The sequence below is a fragment of the Corallococcus sp. bb12-1 genome (genome assembly GCF_026626765.1).
GTDB classification, from domain to species: Bacteria; Myxococcota; Myxococcia; order Myxococcales; family Myxococcaceae; genus Corallococcus; species Corallococcus terminator.
In genome coordinates, this window is sequence record NZ_JAPNJZ010000008.1 from 22,040 (window position 1) to 42,012 (window position 19,973).

The 19,973-nt window shown below is 71.9% G+C and carries 3 protein-coding genes; all 3 read right to left on the reverse strand.

Features of this window, described 5'->3' with window-relative positions; all coding sequences use genetic code 11:
• Nucleotides 1-6: 6 nt before the first annotated feature.
• The 3 genes from OV208_RS13830 to OV208_RS13840 are packed head-to-tail and all read right to left on the reverse strand — an operon-like array spanning nt 7 to nt 19,970.
• Nucleotides 7-621 (reverse strand): DUF6434 domain-containing protein, encoded by a 615-nt coding sequence (locus OV208_RS13830; RefSeq protein ID WP_267574307.1) that lies wholly within the window; start codon nt 619-621, stop codon nt 7-9.
• Nucleotides 602-14,332, reverse strand: a complete 13,731-nt coding sequence (locus OV208_RS13835; protein ID WP_267574308.1) for a non-ribosomal peptide synthetase — start codon at nt 14,330-14,332, stop codon at nt 602-604. Before OV208_RS13835 ends, OV208_RS13830 begins: the two co-directional genes overlap by 20 nt.
• Before the next feature lie 34 nt (nt 14,333-14,366).
• Entirely contained in the window at nt 14,367-19,970 is a 5,604-nt protein-coding gene (locus OV208_RS13840; RefSeq protein ID WP_267574309.1) for an amino acid adenylation domain-containing protein, read from the reverse strand.
• Between the last annotated feature and the right edge of the window lie 3 nt (nt 19,971-19,973).

Sequence of the window (19,973 nt, forward strand, 5' to 3'; positions counted from 1 at the left end):
GGGGGCTCACGTCTCGTTGGGTACGTATTTCTTTTCACCCCGGCCTTCGCGCGTGCGCTTCCAGGCTTCCTGACAGTCCTGCCGTGTCTTGCCCTTGTTGAGCGGGTCCGCGAAGAAGTCCCGGGTGAATCGGTTGAACTCGAATTGCGGCGCGATCTCCGGTCGCCACTCCCCCGCCTTCTTCGTACTCTCCTGCCGCGTCCACTCCTTCATGATCTCCTCGAACGTGACGCCGGGATGATCCTTGATGAACCGCTGGAGCGTGACGGTGAAGCGGAAGGTCTTGCCCAGGTGCTGCTCGAAGAAGACGCGGATCTCCTGGGTGCAGCGGAAGCCCTTGGGGGCCTGGGTCTTCAACGAGAACTCCTGGGACGACGCGTTGTTCACGCGCCACGCCGCATCCGTCTCCTTCTCACGGGAGACCTGCGGCGCCAGATGCTGGCCCGTCCGCAAGTAGTGCTCGATGCGTTCCGCGACCTCCCGCTTTCCACCCACGGTCGACAGGTCCTGCTCACGGCAGAAGACTAGCAACTCCTCCTTCAACCAATAGAAGTCACGAAAGTCTTTGACGCTGGTCTGACGCGTCAGCCTGCCCCGCTCCTCACGTTCCGCTTGCGACATGCTGCCTCACTTGATGACCCCCATCGAGGGGAGTGCCCATGCCCGAGGATGCCTTGTCGACCTCCCGCAGGTGCTCCAGCACCCTGGGCGAAAAGGCATCATCGTGGGTCAGATAGGGGTAATGACCTGCGCCGTCAATCGTCACCAGGCGCCCCCTTGGGACAGTGCTTGCGATGATTCGCGACATCTCCGGGGCGACGATGGTGTCCAATGTCCCGGAAATACAGAGGGTGGGCGCCTGGATGAGGCCCAGGTCCTTCATGCCCTCGAAGCGCAGGATCTCCGCGATGTAGCGCATCACCTGCACGGGCGGCGAGCATTGGCTCTGGAGGAGCAGTTCCCGGGGCCCCGCCAAGCTCGCGGCGGCCTGGGCGTCCATGGGGGACGCCACCGTGTCGAAGTCCCGCTGGATGGAGGCCCCCACCATCCGGGTGGCCTCGACCATCTGGTCGATGGACAGCGCCTCGATGGGCATGTCTGGAAGACCGAAGTTCCGGTAGAAGGCGCCCACCAGCGTCAAAGACAAGACGCGCTCGGGGTGGTGCGCGGACAGGTACTGCGCCGCCACACCGCCGAAGCAGGAGCCCACCACATGCAGCGGTCCGGGAAGGCCCAGCGCGGACAGGGCGCCCAGGAACAGCCGGACCATGGATGCCGAGGAGACATCCTTCTGCGGCGTGCTCAAGCCATACCCCGGGGGGTGCAAGACGATGAGCTGGTGCGTGCGCGACCAGTGCTCGAACTGCGAAAGCCAGACAGGCGCCGTCAACCCAATGGGCGGAATGAGCAGCACGGGACTGCCTGCCCCCGCGAGGAAGGCCTCGATGTGCGCACCGGGTTCGACCTCCACCACGCAGTGGCGCAGGGCGGACTCCGACGCCACCTGCCGGGAGGCCGGCCGCGTCCGGGCGCGCTCCTGTTCGGCGCGCAGCGAGCCATCCTTCCAGGTGCTGCCATAGGCGCGCAGATAGGAGCCCAGGGCCTCCGCCCCCGGAGCCGCGATCAACAGGGGCGCGCCGCGCGGAGCCGGGTCCCGGACCGAGGCCGGGGGACTCGCCTCGCGGGAGGATCCTGGTCGCGGGGAAGGCTCCGCCGGCCGGGCCGGCGTGCCCGGCTCCGGGGTTCGCCCCCCACCCAGGGCCTGCTCGAGCACCTCGCGGTGGTGGGTGAGCAGGAAGGTGGTGGCCGCCGTCACGGAGTCGTTCTCCAGCAGGAACGTGGCCGGAAGCTTCCCGAGGTGCTTCTCGAAGGTCTTGTGGACTTCCGTGATGACCAGGGAGTCCGCGCCGTAGTCCGTGAAGCTCTTGCCAGGCAGGACTTCCGCGGCGCGGATCTTGAGGGTGGTGGAGAAGACGTCGCGCACCCACGCCTCCGCGCGGCGCTCGAGCGGGACAGTCGCGGGGGAGGCCGGAGCCCCGGCGGCCGGGAGGGGCAACGGCCGCGCTCGGGGCGCCGTTGCCCCAGGCACGGTCGGCCGGTCCTCCCGACCCCGTGCTGACTCCGAGCCCCCCAGCTCATCGAACGACAGCGTCTCGAGGAACGCCTGGGGACGCAGGGTGCTGGCGCCCGCGCGGGCCGTTGGCGGCGGGAGCGTGTAGCGCCGGCTGAAGTCCACCCCCATCCGCTCCAGGATGGCGTCCTTGACGTCGAGCGCGAGCACCTGCGGGACGCGATGGGCCAGGACGCGCTCCAGGGCATCCATCCCCTCCTGCGTCCCGAGGGGCTGGATGCCACGCGCACGCAGGACGTGGCCGAAATCACCCAGCTCCCCGTCCCAGAATCCCCAGTTGATGACCGACACCGGGAATGGCGCACGCGGCTGGATGAGGTGCGCGAAGGCATCCTCGAAGGCCGAGCCGGCGGCGTAGCTTCCCCAGAGGGCGTTGCCCGTGAAGGACTCACCGGAGGAGAAGTAGACGAGCATGTCCAGGGGTTCGGCAGCGCACGCCTCGAACAGGGCGACGGAGCCCATCACCTTGGAGGACAGGTGCTCCAGCAACACCTGCTCGGTCAGCTCCACGGTCCGCGTGGGGTTGAAGTGCATGGCCGAATGAAACACCCCCTGGATGGAACCGAAGCGGAGCCTGACGCGCGCCAGTGCGTCGCGCAGTTGGGCGGCGTCCGCCACGTCCGCGCTCACGTAGAGCCCCTTGCCCCCCGCGGACTCGAGTTCCTGGAGGCGCTCACGAATGTCCTGGGTTTCGGCGCGCCGGCCCACCAACGCGACGCGCGCCTGGTAGCGGCTGGCGAGGTAGCGCGCCAACTTGAAGCCCACGTTGCCAAGGCCGCCCACGATGACGTAGGTGCCCGACCCGCGAAGCCGTCCCTCCGACGCGGAAGGGGCGGGCAACGAAAGAGGATGCAGCACCCTCTCGAAGAGCCTGTTGGAGCGAAGGGCGAACTCCCGTGGCGAAGGGCCAGGGCGCATTCCCGCGAGGACCCGCGCGGCCTCGGCCAGCGCTGGCGCCTGAACGGGTACCGCGCCCAGGTCCAGGTCCAGCACGGACACGGACACGTGGGGGGACTCGCGGGCCGCGCTCTTGAGCAGGCCCACCAGGACGCCCCCCACGGGCTGGAGCGGCTCCTCGCCCGTCACATCGAACACGCGGTGGGTGACGGCCACGAGCTTCGTGGGCACACCGCCCCCCGATGCCACCGTGCGAAGCAGCGCGAGCACCGGCCCGGCCAGCAGGCGCAGTGCGCTTGCCGTGGCGGCGGCATCCCGGGACTCCACCGGCTGGAGTTCCGCCCCACAGAGCAGGTACACGGCATCCGCGCCACGCAGGGGCTCAAGGAAGGAAAGCAGCGCCTCCACGCCGCCCCTGGCCTGCTCCGCCGACAACCGCACGTGGGTGAGCTCCGTGCCCGCGAACGCGTGAGCAAGGTGCTCGGCCAGCGCGTCCTGCGCGTCGAAGGACAGGAGGGCCACCCGGCGGAACAGCTCCGCCGTCAGGGGAACGGACTCCCGCAGCGGCCTCCACCGCGGCACCTGGAAGAAGCGTGAGATTCCATCCGCTCGCGCCTCCAGGCGCAGCCCCGTGAGTCGCGATACGCACCGACCCTCCGGATCCGCCACGAACGCATCGAAGCGCCCCTCCGCGTCCCTCTGGACGAGGAGCTGGCCCGCCGGAGGCAGCGCCCCTTCGAGCTCAAGCCGCGCCAGCCCCGCCACCCCGAGCGGCTCCGGCGAGAGCATCCGCGCCGCCTGCTGGATCAGATCCATCACGAACGGGTGGAGGATGAAGGCCTCCAGGTCGGCTTCGAACCCCTTCGGAGCCTCGTAGTCGAGCAGCACCCGCGCCTCGCCGAGGGCCGCGCGGGTGACCAGCCGCCCCGGTCCACGCGCCCTGACACCCTGGACCTCCAGTTGGGCGTACCAGGACTCCGCATCGAGGAGCTCCGCCCCTTGCCGCGCCTCGTCCAGCGAGACATGGGCCGGCGGTTCGGAGCCCCCCTCCTCCAGGAACACCGTCAGGTGGCGCGTCCGCCGACCCTCGTGCGAGGACTCGATGAAGGCGGTCCAGCCGCCCTCGGACGCCGTCTTCAGCACCACCTCGCAGACCGTGTCCGCCTCTTCCAACCCCAGGGGCTCCAGGATGCGGAGCTCCCGCATCACCGGCCGCTGGTCGCTCACCTGCTCGAAGGCCTCGGCCAGCAGTTCGAGCAGCGCGCCCACCGGGGCGCGCGTCCCGTCCTCCAGCACGCACGCGCGGACCCACGGCGAGGACGCCCGCAGCGAACCGCGAAGCACGAGCCCCTCACCCGCGCTGCGCCGGGGGTCCAGGTCATGGAGCAGGGGCCGGACGAAGCGTCGCGTCACGACCTTGCGCGCCGCGAAGGGCACCCAGCACCGCTCCCGCGCGAAGGGATAGAGCGGCGCCCCCGTCCTCCGCGCCTGGAAGGGCCGCGCCAGTTGGCGCCAGTCCAGCTCCGCGCCCTCGGTCCACGCGAGCCCCAGCTCATTCAGCCGCTGGTTCGCCAGGAGCCGTTGGAGGAACTGCCGCCCCTCCTCCCCCTGGAACAGCGCGGACGCCCGGCTCGGGCCCTGCCGCAGGTCCCCCTCGAAGAGGTTCGGGTGGGACTTGCCCTCCCGCCAACCGCGCAGCACCGCGAGGGCCTCCGCGGGCGAGGACGCGATCACCGCCAGGCGCGTTTCCTGCGCCTCCCGCCCCGTTTGCAGGGTGAAGGCCAGGTCCATGAACGCCGCCGCCACGTCCTCCGACGTCTCTTCGACGGCCGGAGTTGTCGCGCCGCCGGGAGGCGACAACAGGCCGGCCACCTCGCGCACCGAGCGGTGCAGCCCCAGCAGGTCGGCGGGGAGCGGGCGGCCCGAGCGCGCCTCGAGCACCTCCCCCAGGCGCACCAGGCTCGCGGCATCCAGCCCGAGTTCCTCCAACGTCTCCGACGCCAGGACGTGGCCCGACCCTTCCAGGCCGAGCACCTCCAGGAGCGCCTCTTCCACCCACCGCGCCCCCGCGGCGGCGACGGGCGACGCGGCGGCCGCGGGATGCTCCCACCGGGCGAGCTGCCGCTCCAGGCCCTGCGCATGCTCCAGCAGCCGCTCCCGGTTCCTCGCCGAGAGCACGAGCAGTTCGGGTCCTGGCGCGGCGCCGTGCGCAGGACGCGCCGGAGCGCGGAACTCCTCGAGGATGACGTGCGCGTTCGCCCCTCCGGCACCGAAGGACGAGATGGCTGCGAGCAGACGCGGGGCCGTCCAATCCTCGTACGTCCGCTGGACGCGGAACCCCGAGGCCGCGAAGTCGATGTTCCTGTTCGGCGGCTCGCTGTGCAGCGAAGGCACGAGCTTGCGGTGGCGCATCTGCAACAGCACCTTGGTGAGCGCCGCGATGCCCGCCGCCGACTCCAGGTGGCCGATGTTGGACTTGATGGAGCCGATGGCGCACGGCGCCTGCCTGTTCTCCTCCTGCCCGAACGCCCGCGACAGCCCCCGGATCTCGATGGGGTCCCCCAGCGCGGTCCCCGTCCCATGCGCCTCCACGTAGGACAGGGCGGACGCGGACACCCCGGCCTGCTCCAACGCGGAGCGGATGAGGGCCGACTGCGCGGTGGGGTTGGGCACCGTGTAGCCGTTGCCGCGTCCCCCGTGGTTGATGGTCGTCGCGCGGATGACGGCGTGGATCCGATCTCCGTCCCGTTGCGCCTTCCACAGGGGCTTGAGGAGCACGGCCCCCACGCCCTCGCCTGGCACGTACCCGTCGCCCCCATCCCCGAAGCTGCGGCAGCGGCCGTCCGTGGAGGCGAAGCCCGTCTGGCTCAGGAAGACATATTTGGCCGGGTGCACGGAGACGTTGACGCCTCCGGCGACCGCCATGTCCGTCGCCCCCCTTCGCAGGTCCTCACAGGCCAGATGCAGCGCGGTGAGCGACGAGGAGCACATCGTGTCCAGGGCGATGCTGGGCCCCTGGAAGTTGAAGGTATAGGAGACGCGGTTCGCGATGGACGCGTAGGAGGACGCGGGGGTGACCATGCCTCCCGAGGTGTCCCGGCCATGGCCATACAGTTGGTACTGGCCCCACATGACGCCCACATAGACGCCCACACGCTCGGTTTTGAGCTGGGCGCGCGTGTAGCCCGCATCCTCCAGCGAATGCCAGACCGTCTGGAGGAAGAGCCGCTCCTGGGGATCCAGGAACTGGGCCTCGAAGGGCGTGATGTTGAAGAAGAGCGGATCAAAGCGGTCCACGTCCTCGACGAAGCCTCCCCACTTGCTGCGGCTGCTGCCCGAGCGCCGCCTCTCGGGGTCGAAGTCATCCCGGTAGTCCCAGCGCCCCGCGGGGATCTCCTCGATGCAGTCCCGGCCGTTGGACAGGTTCTCCCAGAAGGCCTCCAGCGTGGGCGCCTGGGGATAGCGGCCCGCGACCCCCACGATGGCGATGTCCATCCGCTCGGACGTCTCCGGCCGTGACGCGGGCCGGGGGTCCACGCCTGACGGCCTCACCGCCGGCACCTGGGGCGTCGTCGCCTGGGGAGGCGCGGACACGGACGCGGGGGTGGACGCTGGCGACGCCTGGGCCTGGCTCCGGGGCGCCAGCAGCTTCGTCACGGCGTCCAGGCGCGTCTCGAGCAGGTGCGCGGTGAGCTGTTCGAGGCTCGGGTGTTCGAAGATCAGCGTCTTGGGGAGCGAGCCGAACTGGGGCTCCAGCCTGGAATGGAGCTCGAGCGTCATGACCGAATCCACGCCGTAATCCTGGAGGGGTCCATCGTCCCGCAGCGCATGCGGGGCCAGGCGCGTGGCCTCGGAGACCATCCGCCGCAAGTGCTCCAACAGGGCGTTGCGCAGGGACGACGCTTCGTGCCCGCGCCCAGACGCCACCGGGACGTTCCGCTCCATGGACTCTCCTCTTGATCCGGGTTCGTGGGGCACGGGGGTCCCCGCCATCACGCCCGCCTGTTCCAGGAAGGACAGCAGCCGCTGCGCGTGCGCCGAGAACAGCACCGGCTGCGGCTCATCCATCCCCACCAACCGTTCGAACGCGTCCAGCCCCTCGCGCGAACCCAGCGGCACGATGCCGGCCTGTCGCTGGAGCCCTTCGCGCACCGGGGGCGGCAGACGCATGCCCCCGTCATTCCAATAGGGCCACGCGATGCAGACCGTGCGGCCCTGGCGCAGCCCGCGGCGGCGCAGCGCTTCGCGTCCGGCCGCGAAGCCCTCCAGGAAAGCGTTGGCGAACGCGTAGTCGCCCTGCCCCGGGTTGCCGAGCGCCCCCGACGTGGAGCCGAAGAGCGCGAAGAGTTCGAGCGGCTCTCCGGCGAGCGCGCGCTCCAGGTGGAGCACGCCGTCCACCTTGGGGGCGAGCACTCCCGCGACCCGCGAGGCCGTCCTCGTGGCCAGATACCCATCGTCGAGCACCCCGGCTGCGTGCACCACCGCGCGGAGGGGGCCCAGGCCCTGATGGATGGAGCGCACGGCGGCGGCCACCTCCGTGTCCACGCCCAGGTCGGCCTGGAAATACCGCGCCTCCACGCCCTTCGCTGCGAGCGCGGCCACCAGCGCCCGGACCTTCGGATCCTCCGCGCGGCGGCCGAGGAGGGCGAAGCGACGAGCGCCCCGTTCGGCCAGGTGCAACGCCGCCTGACTGGCCAGTGCCCCCGGGATGCCGGTGATGAGGCACGTCCCTTCCAATGGGAAGCGCGCGTGCTCCGGGAGGACTCCGCGCGACAGACGCCGCTCCTCACGCGCTCCCGCCGCGTAGCGCACGTCCGCGAAGCCACGCTCCGTGGCGCCGAGTTCCGAGCGCAGCACCTCCGCCGAGGCGCCATCCTCCGCGAGGCCCTCCCACCACACCCCGCGCATCCGCAGCGCGTCGCTCTCGCGCACGACGCTCTGGGCGAAGCCCATGAGTCCCCGGTGCACGGCGGCCGCGACGTCCAGCGTGTCACCGGGCGTGCTCCACCCCACCACCAGGACCTTGCACGGCCCCCCCGGCTTGCGATGGATCAGCGCCTGCCCCAGGTGGATGAGGCCGAGGAGCGCCGTCCGGGCGGCTCCGGCCTCGTCCCGCGAGCCTCCGGCGTCCACCGCGTACAGCAGGTGCTCGGCGCCCAGCCCCTGCGCGTCCGCCAACTCGAGCAGCCGCCGGAATCCCTCCGGCTCGCCCAGGTTCACGCGGAAGCGCCGGGGGCCGAGCTGCGCGAAGTGCTCGCCCGGAAGGACGACCGTGGTGGGCCCGGAGGACGCGAACGCCCTCGCGAGTGATTCGTTCGATGTGATGAGCAGCACCTCGCGGGGGGCGGCTGCTCGCGCTGGTTCCCGGACCGCCTGCCATCTCGGCACGAGCACCACGCGTTCGGTGGCCTCGGTGGGGGCGTCCGGAGCCCTGCTCGGGCGGGCCCGGGTCGTGAAGCCCCGCAGCGCGACGCACACCCGGCCTGTGGGATCCGCCAGGTCCAGGTCCAGCTTGCGGATGCCCGAGGCCTGACGCTCCGGCCGCTCTCGCACGTGGACCAGGACCTCCCGCGGAAGCTCGTCGTGGAGCATCAGGCGCTCCAGGGCGAAGGGGAGCGACAGCGTGTCCTGCTCCCGCGCCTGCAGGCCCAGGAGGACGCTCGCGACCTGGAGCGCGCCATCCAGCAGGGCGATGAAGGGCGTGGAGCCACCCACGCCAGCGGAGGCCGCGCTTGGCACCTCGAGCCTGGCCAGGGCCTCGCCGGGCCCGACCGACAGCCCGCGCAGGACGCGGAGCGAGGGACCGTAGACGAAGCGGTGCGACTCGAAGGTCGCGTAGGCGGCCTCCACGTCCACCGGGGTCCCGCACCGCTCCCGGATGGGGTCCAGTTCGAGGGCGTGCGCCACGTCGCTCCCGGCAAGCGGCTCCACCCGACCCTGGCTGTGCGAACGCCGGGGGCCATCCTGTCCCTCCGCGCTGGCGAGTTCGAAGCCTGTCGACGCCGCCTCCCTCTGGAGGTGGAGCTCGAGCTCTCGCGGCCCCCCGCCCATCACGGGGTGGGACCACAGGACGTCGCGCACCCCCGTGCCCGGACGGAGCGCGTCCACGCAGCGCAGCGCCAGCGCCAGGTGAACCACCCCGGGGAGGATGGGCTGTCCCTCGGCGCGGTGATCCACGAGGAAGGACTCCTCGCCGGACAAGCGCACGCGGAAATGGCTGTCGGACACGGCGGTGATGGCGGGCAGCTCCTGGGCGGTCGCGCCCTGGACGGACGCCAGGGGGTAGCGGACCTTCGCGAAGGGATAAGAGGGCACTGGGAGTCGGCGAGGCAGCGGGACCGGGAGGAGCGCGGCCCACTCGATGTCGGCGCCGCGCACCCAGGACGCCGCCAGGGCCATGAGCGCGTCACGCCCCTGGCTCCGCGTGTCCGCGGTGGGGACGATGCGCGTCCGGGCCCCGGAGGACAGGCTTCCCCTCACCCCGCCCGGTGGCGTCTCGCCGCGCAGCAACGCACCGAGCGAAGCGGCGAGCTCCTCCGCCGTCCGGGCCACCACCGCCACGCGCTCGCGATGTGACGCGCGCCCCAGTTGGAGCGTCCGCGCGTAGCGGGCCATCCAGCCAGGTGCGCGCGAGGCCCCGGAGACGAACGCACGATGGCGCTCCAGGAGCGCGTTCAGCGTCTCCGGCTCACGCGCGGAGAAGGTGAAGAGGTGGTCCATGGCGTCCTGCTCCACGTCCGGAGGCAGGAGGCAGAGGGGCGCCTCCTCCACGAGCACATGGGCGTTGGAGCCGCCCATGCCGAAGGAGCTCACGCCCGCCCTGCGGGGCGCCTGCGCCGACCGCGACCACGTCTCACGGGTGGAGTGCAGACGGAAGGGACTGCCGTCCAGTTCGATGTGGGGGTTGCGCGCGCGGAAGTGGACCAGGGAGGGCAGCACGCCCTCACGGACGCAGAGGATGGCCTTGAACACCCCGGCGAGGCCCGCGGCGGCCTCCAGGTGGCCGATGTTGCCCTTCACCGAGCCCAGCGCGCACCAGGGGTCCACCGGGGCCGTGTCGCCACGCTCGGCGAGGACGGTCGAGAAGGCGCTCTTGAGTCCCTCCACTTCGATGGGATCTCCGAGCGCCGTGCCGGTCCCATGCGTCTCGATGTAGCCCACCGTCCGGGGATCCCATCCGGCGCGCCGCAGCGCGGTGGCCACCACGTCGGCCTGGGCGGTGCCATTGGGCGCCGTGAGCGAGTTGGAGCGCCCCCCGTGGTTCTCCGCGCTGGCCGCGAGGACAGCCCAGATGTGGTCTCCGTCCCGGAGCGCGTCCGACAGCCGGCGCAGCACCAGACACCCCACCCCCTCGCTTCGCACGTACCCGTTGGCCGAGGCATCAAACGGCTTGCAGCGCCCATCCGGGCTCATCATCCCCGTCTTGCGCGCCGCCAGATGCGCGAAGGGGCCGAGGATGAGGTTCACGCCCCCGACGAGCGCGCTGTCGCATTCGCCCTGCCGCATGGCCATGAGGGCGCGGTGGAGCGCGACCAGGGAGCTTGAGCACGCGGTGTCCACCGGTTCGCTCGGACCATGCAAGTCCAGCAGGAACGAAAGCCGATTGGCGAGGATGCTTCGCGCCAAGCCCGTCAGCGTATGACCTTCCAGGGAGCGCTCCGCCGCCGAGCCGAGGAAGTCCGCGCCACTCACCCCCACGAAGACGCCTGTGCGCCCCCCGCGCAGCGCTTCCGGGTGGATGCCCGCGTTCTCCAGCGCGGCCCAGGCCGTCTCCAGGAAGAGCCGCTGTTGCGGATCCATCTGCGCGGCTTCGCGCGGCGACACTCCGAAGAACGGCGCGTCGAAGCAGTCCACGTCCTTCAGGAAGCCGCCGTGGCGGGCGTGCTCACCCTCGGGCAGCGACCGGAAGTCCCAGCGCTCGCGCGGGACGTCCTGGATGCAATCGTTCCCTTCGAACAACCGCGCCCAGAAAGCGTCGAGGTCCTCCGCGCCAGGGAACCGACCCGCGAGGCCCACGACGGCCACGGCCTCCTGCTCCCGCGCGGCGGAGAGTTCGGCGCGGGCGCCGTCGGGAGCTTCCGTGGGCGACTGCGTGGACAAGTGGGCCGCCAGGGCCGACACGCTGGAGTACTGGAAGAAGAGCGCCGGGTTGACGCCGCGGCCCAGCTCCCGCTTGAGCTGTACCCCCAGGCGGGTGAAACCCACGGAGTCGAGCCCCAGGGCTCCAAACGTCTCATGGACGTCCACGTACTGGGGCTCGCACTCGAGCACCCTGGCGACCACGTCGCGGAGGGAACGCTCCAGGGGCGACAGGGTCGCGTCGGGGACGGAGCGCCCGGAAGACGTGTCCGCCACGGTCCCTGTCCCCAGGCGGGCGGAGAGCAGCTCCAGTGGGGTCACCGCCAGCGCCTTGCGGTCCACCTTGTTGTTGGCCGTCAGGGGGAGGTGGGTGAGCTGGAGGAAGCGCGAGGGCACCATGTACTCCGGCAGCCAGCGTCCCAGCACGGACCTTGACTGCGCCTCGGCCGGCAGAGTGACGCCCGGCGCGCAGACGAGGAAGGCCACGAGCTGATCACTCCCCTGGGCCGTCTTGCGCGACACCACGACGGCCGCGTCGAGCCCCGTCAACCGGGCGCGCAGGGTGACCTCGATCTCCGAGAGCTCCACCCGGAAGCCGCGGATCTTCACCTGACCATCGCGCCGGCCCAGGCACTCCAGCTCCCCGTCCTCGCGAAAGCGCGCGACGTCTCCGGTCCGGTACATCGTGGGCCAGCGCTCCGAATGAAAGGGATTGGGGACGAACCGCTCGGCCGTCAGCTCCGGCTGGCGCAGGTAGCCGTCCGCCACGCCCGCGCCGCCAATGCACAGCTCCCCGGGGACGCCGACCGGGACGGGACGACCGGCGTCGTCCAGGATGTACACGAAGGTGTTGTCGATAGGCCGGCCGATGGAGACCTCCGCCCCGTGGATGCGCTTGAGCGTGGACCACACCGTCGTCTCGGTGGGGCCGTACAGGTTGTACAAGGCGTCGCAGCGGCCCTGGAGCGTCAGCGCCAGTTCGGGGGGCAGCGGTTCACCGCCACAGAAGAGCTTCGAGAGTCTCCGCCCGCTCCAGCCCGCGCTCAGCAACATCCGCCAGGTGGCGGGCGTGGCCTGCATCACCGTGGCCGCCGAGCGCTCCAGCCATTCACACAGCCGCACGCCATCGCGGCAGACCTCGGTAGGCACCACTTCGACACAGGCCCCCGCGGCCAGTGGCACGAGCAGCTCCAGCACGGCGATGTCGAAGCAGACGGTCGTCACCGCGAGCACCGTGTCCTCGGCGGACAGCCCCGGTTCGCGCAGCATGGAGTCCGTGAAGTTGGCGAGGTTGCGGTGCAGGACGCGGACGCCCTTCGGCGCGCCGGTGGAGCCGGAGGTGTAGATGACGTAGGCCGCGCCGTCAGGGCCCGGAGCGTGCTCCGGCGCGAGCCGCGCGCCGGCCCGTCCCGTCGCCGCCGCATCCACCTTCACGGCCACATCGCGCAGCGCGGGGTGGGTGCCGAACGCGGCCAGGTCCGTCACCACCGCGCGGACCCGCGCGTCGGTGAGCATGGCCTCGAGCCGCTCGGGCGGATAGATGGGATCCAACGGCACGTAGGCCGCCCCCGCCTTCAGCACGCCGAGCAGCACGCCGGGCAGCTCCACCGTGCGGGGGATGAGCACCCCCACGAGGCTCCCCTTCTCCACGCCCCGCTCCCGCAGCGCGAGCGCCAGCGCATCCGAGCGTTCCTCCAGCTCCCGGTACGTGCGCGTGTGCTCGCCCGAGCGCACGGCCACCCGCTCCGGTGACCTCCGCGCCTGGGCCGAGAACCGCTCCACCCATGTGCCAGCGGGCTCCCGGTCCGTCCGCGTGCGATTCCAGTCTCCGAGCAGGAGCGCGCGCTCTTCGGGCAGCAGCAGTTGCAGCTCGCCCACCCGCCGCGCGTCATCCGCGTCGACCACCTGCTCCAGGAGCCCGGCGAAGTGCCGCGCCAGCCGCTCGACGCCATCCCGGGGCATGACGTCCGGGTCGTGCTTCCACCGCAGCCGGAAGCCCGTGGGCAACTCGAGCACCTCCAGGATGAGGCCCAGCTCCCCTTCCTGCTGGACGTCGAGCAGGGGCGGCCCCAGCGGCGAGCCTTCGGCCTGCACGTCCAGGTCCCGCGTCCAGCTCTGGAAGTAGAGCCCCACGGCCGGCGTGGGGGAGACCCGCATCTGGCGGGCGAGCGTGAAGAGCGGATGGTCGCCGTGGCGCAGCGCCTCCATCACCCCATCATGGACCTGCGCGAGGAACCCGGCGACGGAGGACTCCTCGCGAACCTCGCCCACCAGCGGAAGGACCCGGACGAAGTAACCAATCACCTCGTCGAAGCGCGGCGTGGGCCGGCCCTCCATGGGGACCGCGACCGCGATCCGGCGCTGTCCCGAGTACCTGGACAGCAGCACCTGGTAGGCCGCCAGGAAGAGCGTGAAGGGGGTCATGCCCCTCCGGCTCGCGCACGCGCGCACGCGCGCCCCCATCGCCGCGTCCAGCGCATGCACCACGGTGTCGCCCCGGAGCGTGGGGCCCCGCCTGGGCCGTGCGATGGGAAGCTCCAGCGTCGGCAGTCCGCCTTCGAGCCGGGCTCGCCAGAACGCCTCCGCGGCGAGGCCCGCGGGCGAACGCGAGAACGCCTCCTCGTGCGCGACGAACTCCGCGTAGGCGCCGACGGGCTCCGCCGCGAGCGGCGCCGGGCGCCCCGCGTACGCCTCCATCCAATGGCGCAGCAGCAGTCCCAGGGAGACGCCGTCGAAGCAGAGGTGGTGCACGCACGTGAGCAGGAGCGAGGGCCGCGTCGACCTGCGAAAGAGGGTCACCCGGAGCACGGGCCCCGCTTCCAGCTCGAAGGGAAGCCGGCCCTGCTCCCGCGCCCGGGCCACGAGCGCCGCGTCCTCCAGCCCCTCCGCGTCCACCTCCGTCCAGGCCACGGGCGCGGGCTCACCGGGTGCGCACTGGAAGGCGGTGCCCTGCTCCTCCACGAAGGTGGACGCGAGCACGGGGTGTCGCCGGACCACCGAATCCAACGCGCGCCGCAGGGCCACCAGGTCCGCCCCGGGCCGCACGTACTGCGCGAGAGGGATGTTGTAACTCGCGCCTCCGGGCGCGAGCGCATGCGCGAGCCAGAGCGCCTGCTGCCCATCCCCCAGGGGCCACCGCGCCGTCGTCGAGCGCAGCAACCGGAGCGCCTCCTCGGGCGACAGCTCTGCGTTCCACACCTTCTCGAAGACCGTGCGCGTATCCATCACTCCCGCTCTCTCTCGTCCCCACAAGGGCGCTTCAGTTCGACTCGGTCAGGGCCTGCTGCGGCGTGAGCTCGCCGCGGCTCAATCGCCGCAGCAGTTGCTCCAGCCCGTCGGGCGGGGCCCGCGGGCTCGCTTCCACCGGGGCTCCGGGTGGCTCGGAGGTAGGGGGCCGGGACAGGCGCGCCAGCAGCGCCCCCACGGAGGCCTGTCCCAGGATGTCCCGGGGCTCCAGCCGCACGGCCCACCGGGCCTCCACCAACCGGATGAGGCGCATCGCCAGCAGCGAGGTCAGTCCCAGCTCCGCGAGTTGGGCCTCCTCCGTGAGCGACGCCTCGGCAACGCGCAGCACCTCGGCCAGAAGCGCCCGCGCCTGCCGGGGCGCTTCTTCGGGCAGCCGGGGCCCGGTCCGCTCGGGCGCGCACGTGGTGTCCACCGCCTGCGCCACCCAGTGCGAGCGCCGCTCGAACGGGTAGGTCGGAAGGGAGACGACCCGGCCGTCCGCCGCGCCCCGCGGCCGCGTCCAATCCACCTCAACCCCGTGGGTCCACGCGGCGGCCAGCGTCGGGAGTTGCTCCTCGCCCAGCCACCGCTCCACGAGGCCCTGGGCACCGGCATCCGTGTTGAGCAGCGCCGCCAGCGCGTGGGAGTCGCCGCGGCGCCCCGTGAAGAGCGCGTGCCCGGTCGGGGTTTCGCTCGCGAAGCCCTGGAGCGCCTGGCGCGCCTCGTCCAGGTCGGAGGCGAGCACCACGAGGCGGTGTTCCAGGGAGGCCCGGCGTGCCAGCGTGAAGGCCACATCCGACAGCCGCAGGTCCCCCGCGCGCGCGAACAGCTCGGAGAGCCGTCCCGCCTGGGCCCGCAGCGCCGTGACCGTCCGCGCCGACACGGGCAGCGCGCACCGCGGGCCCGGGGCGGGCTGGACGCGCTCGGCCGCCTCGTGCTCCTCCAGGACGAGGCAGGCATTGGAGCCCCCGGCGGCGAAGGACGTGACGAGCGCCACGCGGGGCGTCGTCGTGCTCCCGGCCTCCCAGGCCGCGGCCTGCGTCTGGAGCCGGAAGGGCGTGGACTCCAAGACGATGGCTGGATTGCGGGGCTCATGCCCGAGCGAGGGCGTGAGCGTGCGGTGCTTGAGCTGGAGCAGCACCTTCGTCACCTGGGACACCCCCGAGGCGGCCTCCAGGTGACCGATGTTGCCCTTCACGGACCCCAGCGCGCAGGTGCCCGTGGCGGCGCTCCCACGGAACACCCGGCTGAGCGCCGCGAGCTCCACGGGATCCCCGAGCGGCGAGCCCGTCGCGGAGGACTCCACGTAGCTGACGGCCGCTGGCGACAGGCCCGCGCGGCGCAGCGCCCGCTCCACGACCTGGGCCTGCGCCTCGGGGCTCGGCATGTTGGGCGAGCGCGTGCGGCCATTGTGGTTGGTGGCGCTCCCCTTGATGACAGCGTGGATGCGGTCCTTGTCCTCGCGGGCGCGGCGCAGGGACTTGAGCACCAGGATGCCCACGCCCTCGCCTGGCACGAAGCCATCGCTCGCGCCAAACGCGGCCCGGTCCCCCCGACTCGCGAGCAGCCCCAGCGACTCCAGCCCCGCGTACTTCGCGCCATGGAGCGTCAGGTTCACGCCCCCCGCCAGGGCGACGTCGCACTCCCCCATCGCGAGGCTCGTGGCGGCCAGGTGGATGGCGATGGCCGAGGAGGCGCAGGCGGCGTCCACCGCGACCGAGGGGCCTCGCAGGTCCAGGTGGTGCGACACCCGGTTCACGATGCCGGAGTAGGACTGCAAGGACATCTGGTCGCGCAGCAGCGGATCCCCGACCAGCATCCGGTAGTGCTCATACATGCACCCCAGGAACACGCCCACGCCCAGCCCCGCGCGATGGAGGGACGCGGGCGAACAGGCGGCGTCCTCCAGCGCCTCCCAGGCCGTCTCCAGGGCCAGCCGCGCCTCCGGTTCGAGCGTGTCCGCCTCCGAGGGAGCGATGCCGAAGAAGGCCGCGTCGAACTGATCCACGTCCTCCAGGAAGCCACCCCACCGGGCCCTGGCGCTGTCCCCCCCGCGCAGGGCGGGACGCGACTCGGGGGGCGGGAGGATGGAGCATCCGCCCGAGCGAAGCCGCGACCAGAACTCCTCCAGGGAGCGGGCCCCCGGGTAGCGGCCGCTCATCCCCACGATGGCGATGTCATCGGGTTCCCGCGTCTCCACCGGCCGGGCCCGGGATTCGCGCAAAACATCCGCGGTCGCGCGGGCGTGCGGGACGAAGCCTCCCACCATGCCATGGAGGAAGACATGGCCCGCGCCCAGGCCGAAGTGGGTGCGCACGGTTTCGAAGCCAAAGCCCCCAATTGGCACCAGACCCACGTCGTGTGACGCCTGGGCCTCCATCAGTCGCTGTCCCATGCGGCCCGACTCCCGCAGCAGGGACTGTAGGGCCCGCGGTCCGACGCTCGCTTCGTACGCCTCCACGTCCGAAACGAAGAACAGACTGAAGCCCGAGGCCGCGAAGTGAGTGCGATTGGACGGCGTGTGACCGCGCTTGAGCAGCTCCGGGGACAGGGACGAGACGGGATGCAGGGCGCGCTCGCCCGGCGCGAACCGGTAGAGCCCCTCCTCCAGGCCCTGGAGCCGGCCCGCCTTCACATACACGAACAGCTCGAGGGCCCGACGCTCCTCCGTCGCCACGTCCCGTGGCCACGCGGTGGAGAGCAGCCCGAGCAGGGCCTCGCGCTCGATGGCGCGCTCCTCGTAGGTCCGGTGGCTGAAGCGTTGGCGGTAGCGCTCCGGCGCGATCTCCACGGGGGGAAGGCGCACGGGCTCGCCCCACGGCGTGGCCGGGGCAGGCTCAGCGCTCGGCTTCCCCGGGGAATCCTTCGCGCCAGCGCCGTAGCGCATGTCCGCGTAGAGCGCCTCCAGGTCGCGCCGCGTCAGGAAGCGCGAGCGCCCGGCCTCCGTGGACGCGGGCAGGCTCCGCGCGAGTTCGTCCAGGCAAGGCCACGCAGGGTCCGACCCGCCGCGCGTGGCCACGAGGCTGGAGACGGCGAGCCGGTGCCCGTCCAACCCCAGCGCCGCGTGGAGCCGCTCCGGCTCAAGCCCCCGCAGCGCCCGCAGCGTGAGGCCCAACGGGGCCGCGGTGCGCTCCGCGAGGTGCTCCATGTAGCCCGTGTCGAGGAAGGAGAAGAACTCACTGAAGCCCTGGTAGGTCGCCCGCAGGTCCTCCAGGTGCGCCACGAAGTGGAGGCAGTACGGCGCGCGGGCATGGGCCGCGCGTTCCACCGGGTTGAGCAGGTCCTCCGCCGCAAGCCCTTCCTTCCGCAGGAGGCGAAGCGCATGGGTGTCCGACGCGTAGGCATAGAGGCCTGGCTCCAGTCCCGCCACCCCTCCTGGCCGGACTTCGACCTGGACGCGCACCGCGTACTTGCCCCCGGCGGAGGCGTACAGGCGCCGGGGAGCGCCGTCGATGAGCCGCGTCCTGAACGGGGCGAGCTGCGTGCTCAACCGCTCCAGGGAGAGCGCCTCGCCGGGCGCCGGACGCGGCGCGGAGATTCCGGAGGAGCCGCGCGGGCTTTCGACCGGCGTCTCTCGCGGGAGGAAGCGCGCGCGGAGCGCCGCGAGCGTCGGAGCCTCCAGCAGGACACTCACCCCGAGCTCCGCTCCCGTGCGCTCCATGAACGCCGCCACGACATTGGCGAGGGTGAGGGACGTGGCCCCCAGTTCGAAGAAGTCCGCGTCGTCCGGCAACCGACTCAGCTCCAGCTCGCCACACATCAGCGTCCGCAGGGTCTCCAACTGCGAGACGGAGAGGGCCGGCATCTCCACGCGAGCCTGGACGGGGAGCGGCGCTGGCGCTGGCGGGACGACCGCGGCGGAGGAGGACGCGGCGGACTCGAGGGCCCGGCACACGGCGGACACCGAGTTGAACTCCAGCCACAAGGGCACCGGCACCTCCACGCCCAGCTCCCTGCGGGCCCGCTCGGACACGTTGGTGACGGTGAGCGAAGTGGCGCCGAGTTCGAAGATGTCGTCCTCGCCCCCGAGCGTGCTCAGCTCCAGCTCAGCGGCGACGAAGCGGCAGAGGTCCGCGCGCAGGGACACCGGGGCGGTGGCGGAGGAACGCGCCTCCTCCTCGCGTCCCTCGGCCAGGGACTGGAGGGCTTTGCGGTCGAGCTTGCCCACGGCGGTGAGCGGAAGGGCCTCCAGGGGCACCACGCGGTTGGGCACCATGTAGTCCGGGAGCATGCGTCGCAGCGCGCGGCGAACCTCCTGCGCGTCGCTCTTCTGGCCCTGGCGGTCCACGACGAAGGCGACGAGCTTGGGGTCGGGCCCGTGGGCGTCGCGCACCACGACGGCCGCGGCACGGATGTCCGGCAGCCGCAGCAGCGCCGCCTCGACTTCGCCCAGCTCGACCCGGAAGCCGCGCAGTTGGACCTGCAGGTCCGCGCGGCCGATGTACTCGATGTCTCCGTCCGCCCGCCTCCGGGCGAGATCACCGGAGCGGTACATCCGGCCAGGCTGCGATTCGGGCGCGCGAAGAAAGCGGGCCTGGGTGAGGTCGGGCCGGCGGTAGTAGCCCCGCGCGACGCCTGGTCCCTGGACATAGATCTCCCCGGTCTCCCCGTCCCGCACCGGGCGCTGGTGCTCATCCAGGAGGTGGATGCGCAGATCGGGAATGGGCACGCCGATGAGGCTGGGGGCCTCCAGATCCGACGCGCGCACCACGCGGAAGGTGGAGTGCACGGTCGTCTCGGTGATGCCGTACATGTTGACCAGCATGGCCGCGTCGCCGTGCCGCTCGAACCACCCCCGGAGCATGGCGAAGTCGAGCCGCTCCCCCGCGAAGATGAGGGTCCGCAGCTTCAGCTCACGGGCCCGCGCCGAACGCGCATCCGCCTCCAGCAGGTAGCGGAACGCCGTGGGCGTCTGGCACAGCACGGTGACGCCCTCCTCGACGAGGAGGCGGTGGAACACATCGAAGGAGCGGGACGTGGCGTACGGGACCACCACGAGCCGCCCGCCGTGGAGCAGCGCGCCGAAGATCTCCCACACGGACACGTCGAACGAGTGCGAGTGGTACAGCGTCCACACGTCACCGGGGCCAAAGCCATACCAATGCGCCGTCTGGGTGAAGAGGCGCAGCACCTGGAGGTGCTCCACGACGACGCCCTTGGGCACCCCCGTGGAGCCGGAGGTGTAGATGACGTAGGCGGCGTCCGTGCTGGCCACCTCCACGCTCGGGCTCAAGGGTGACTCGCTCGCGAACCAGGCCGCGGCCTCCTCGAGCACCAGGACGTCGCGTCCCCGCGCGGCGTCCCCCACCTCCACCCCCGGGGTGACGAGCAGCAGGCGGACCTCCGCGTCCTGGAGGATGCGCTCGGTGCGCTCTCGCGGGTACTTCGCGTCCAGGGGCAGGTAGGCCCCACCGGCCTTGAGGATGCCGAGAATGCCAATCACCGTCTCCAGGGTCCGGTCGGCCCACAGTCCGACCAGCACCTCGGGTCCCACGCCCCGGCGCCGCAGGGCATGAGCCACCTGGTTGGCCCGGGCATCGAGCTCGCCATAGCGGAGCGTGCGCCCCTCGCACTGCACCGCCGTGCGCTCCGGGAAACGCTGGGCGGTCTGCTCGAACCACTCCTGGAGGTTGCGCATGTG

What these genes read in the sequence shown, in the direction of transcription:
- OV208_RS13830 (WP_267574307.1), bottom strand. Translation starts at nt 621, where the DNA reads ATGTCGCAAGCGGAACGTGAGGAGCGGGGCAGGCTGACGCGTCAGACC.
- OV208_RS13840 (WP_267574309.1), bottom strand. Translation starts at nt 19,970, where the DNA reads ATGCGCAACCTCCAGGAGTGGTTCGAGCAGACCGCCCAGCGTTTCCCG.
- OV208_RS13835 (WP_267574308.1), bottom strand. Translation starts at nt 14,332, where the DNA reads ATGGATACGCGCACGGTCTTCGAGAAGGTGTGGAACGCAGAGCTGTCG.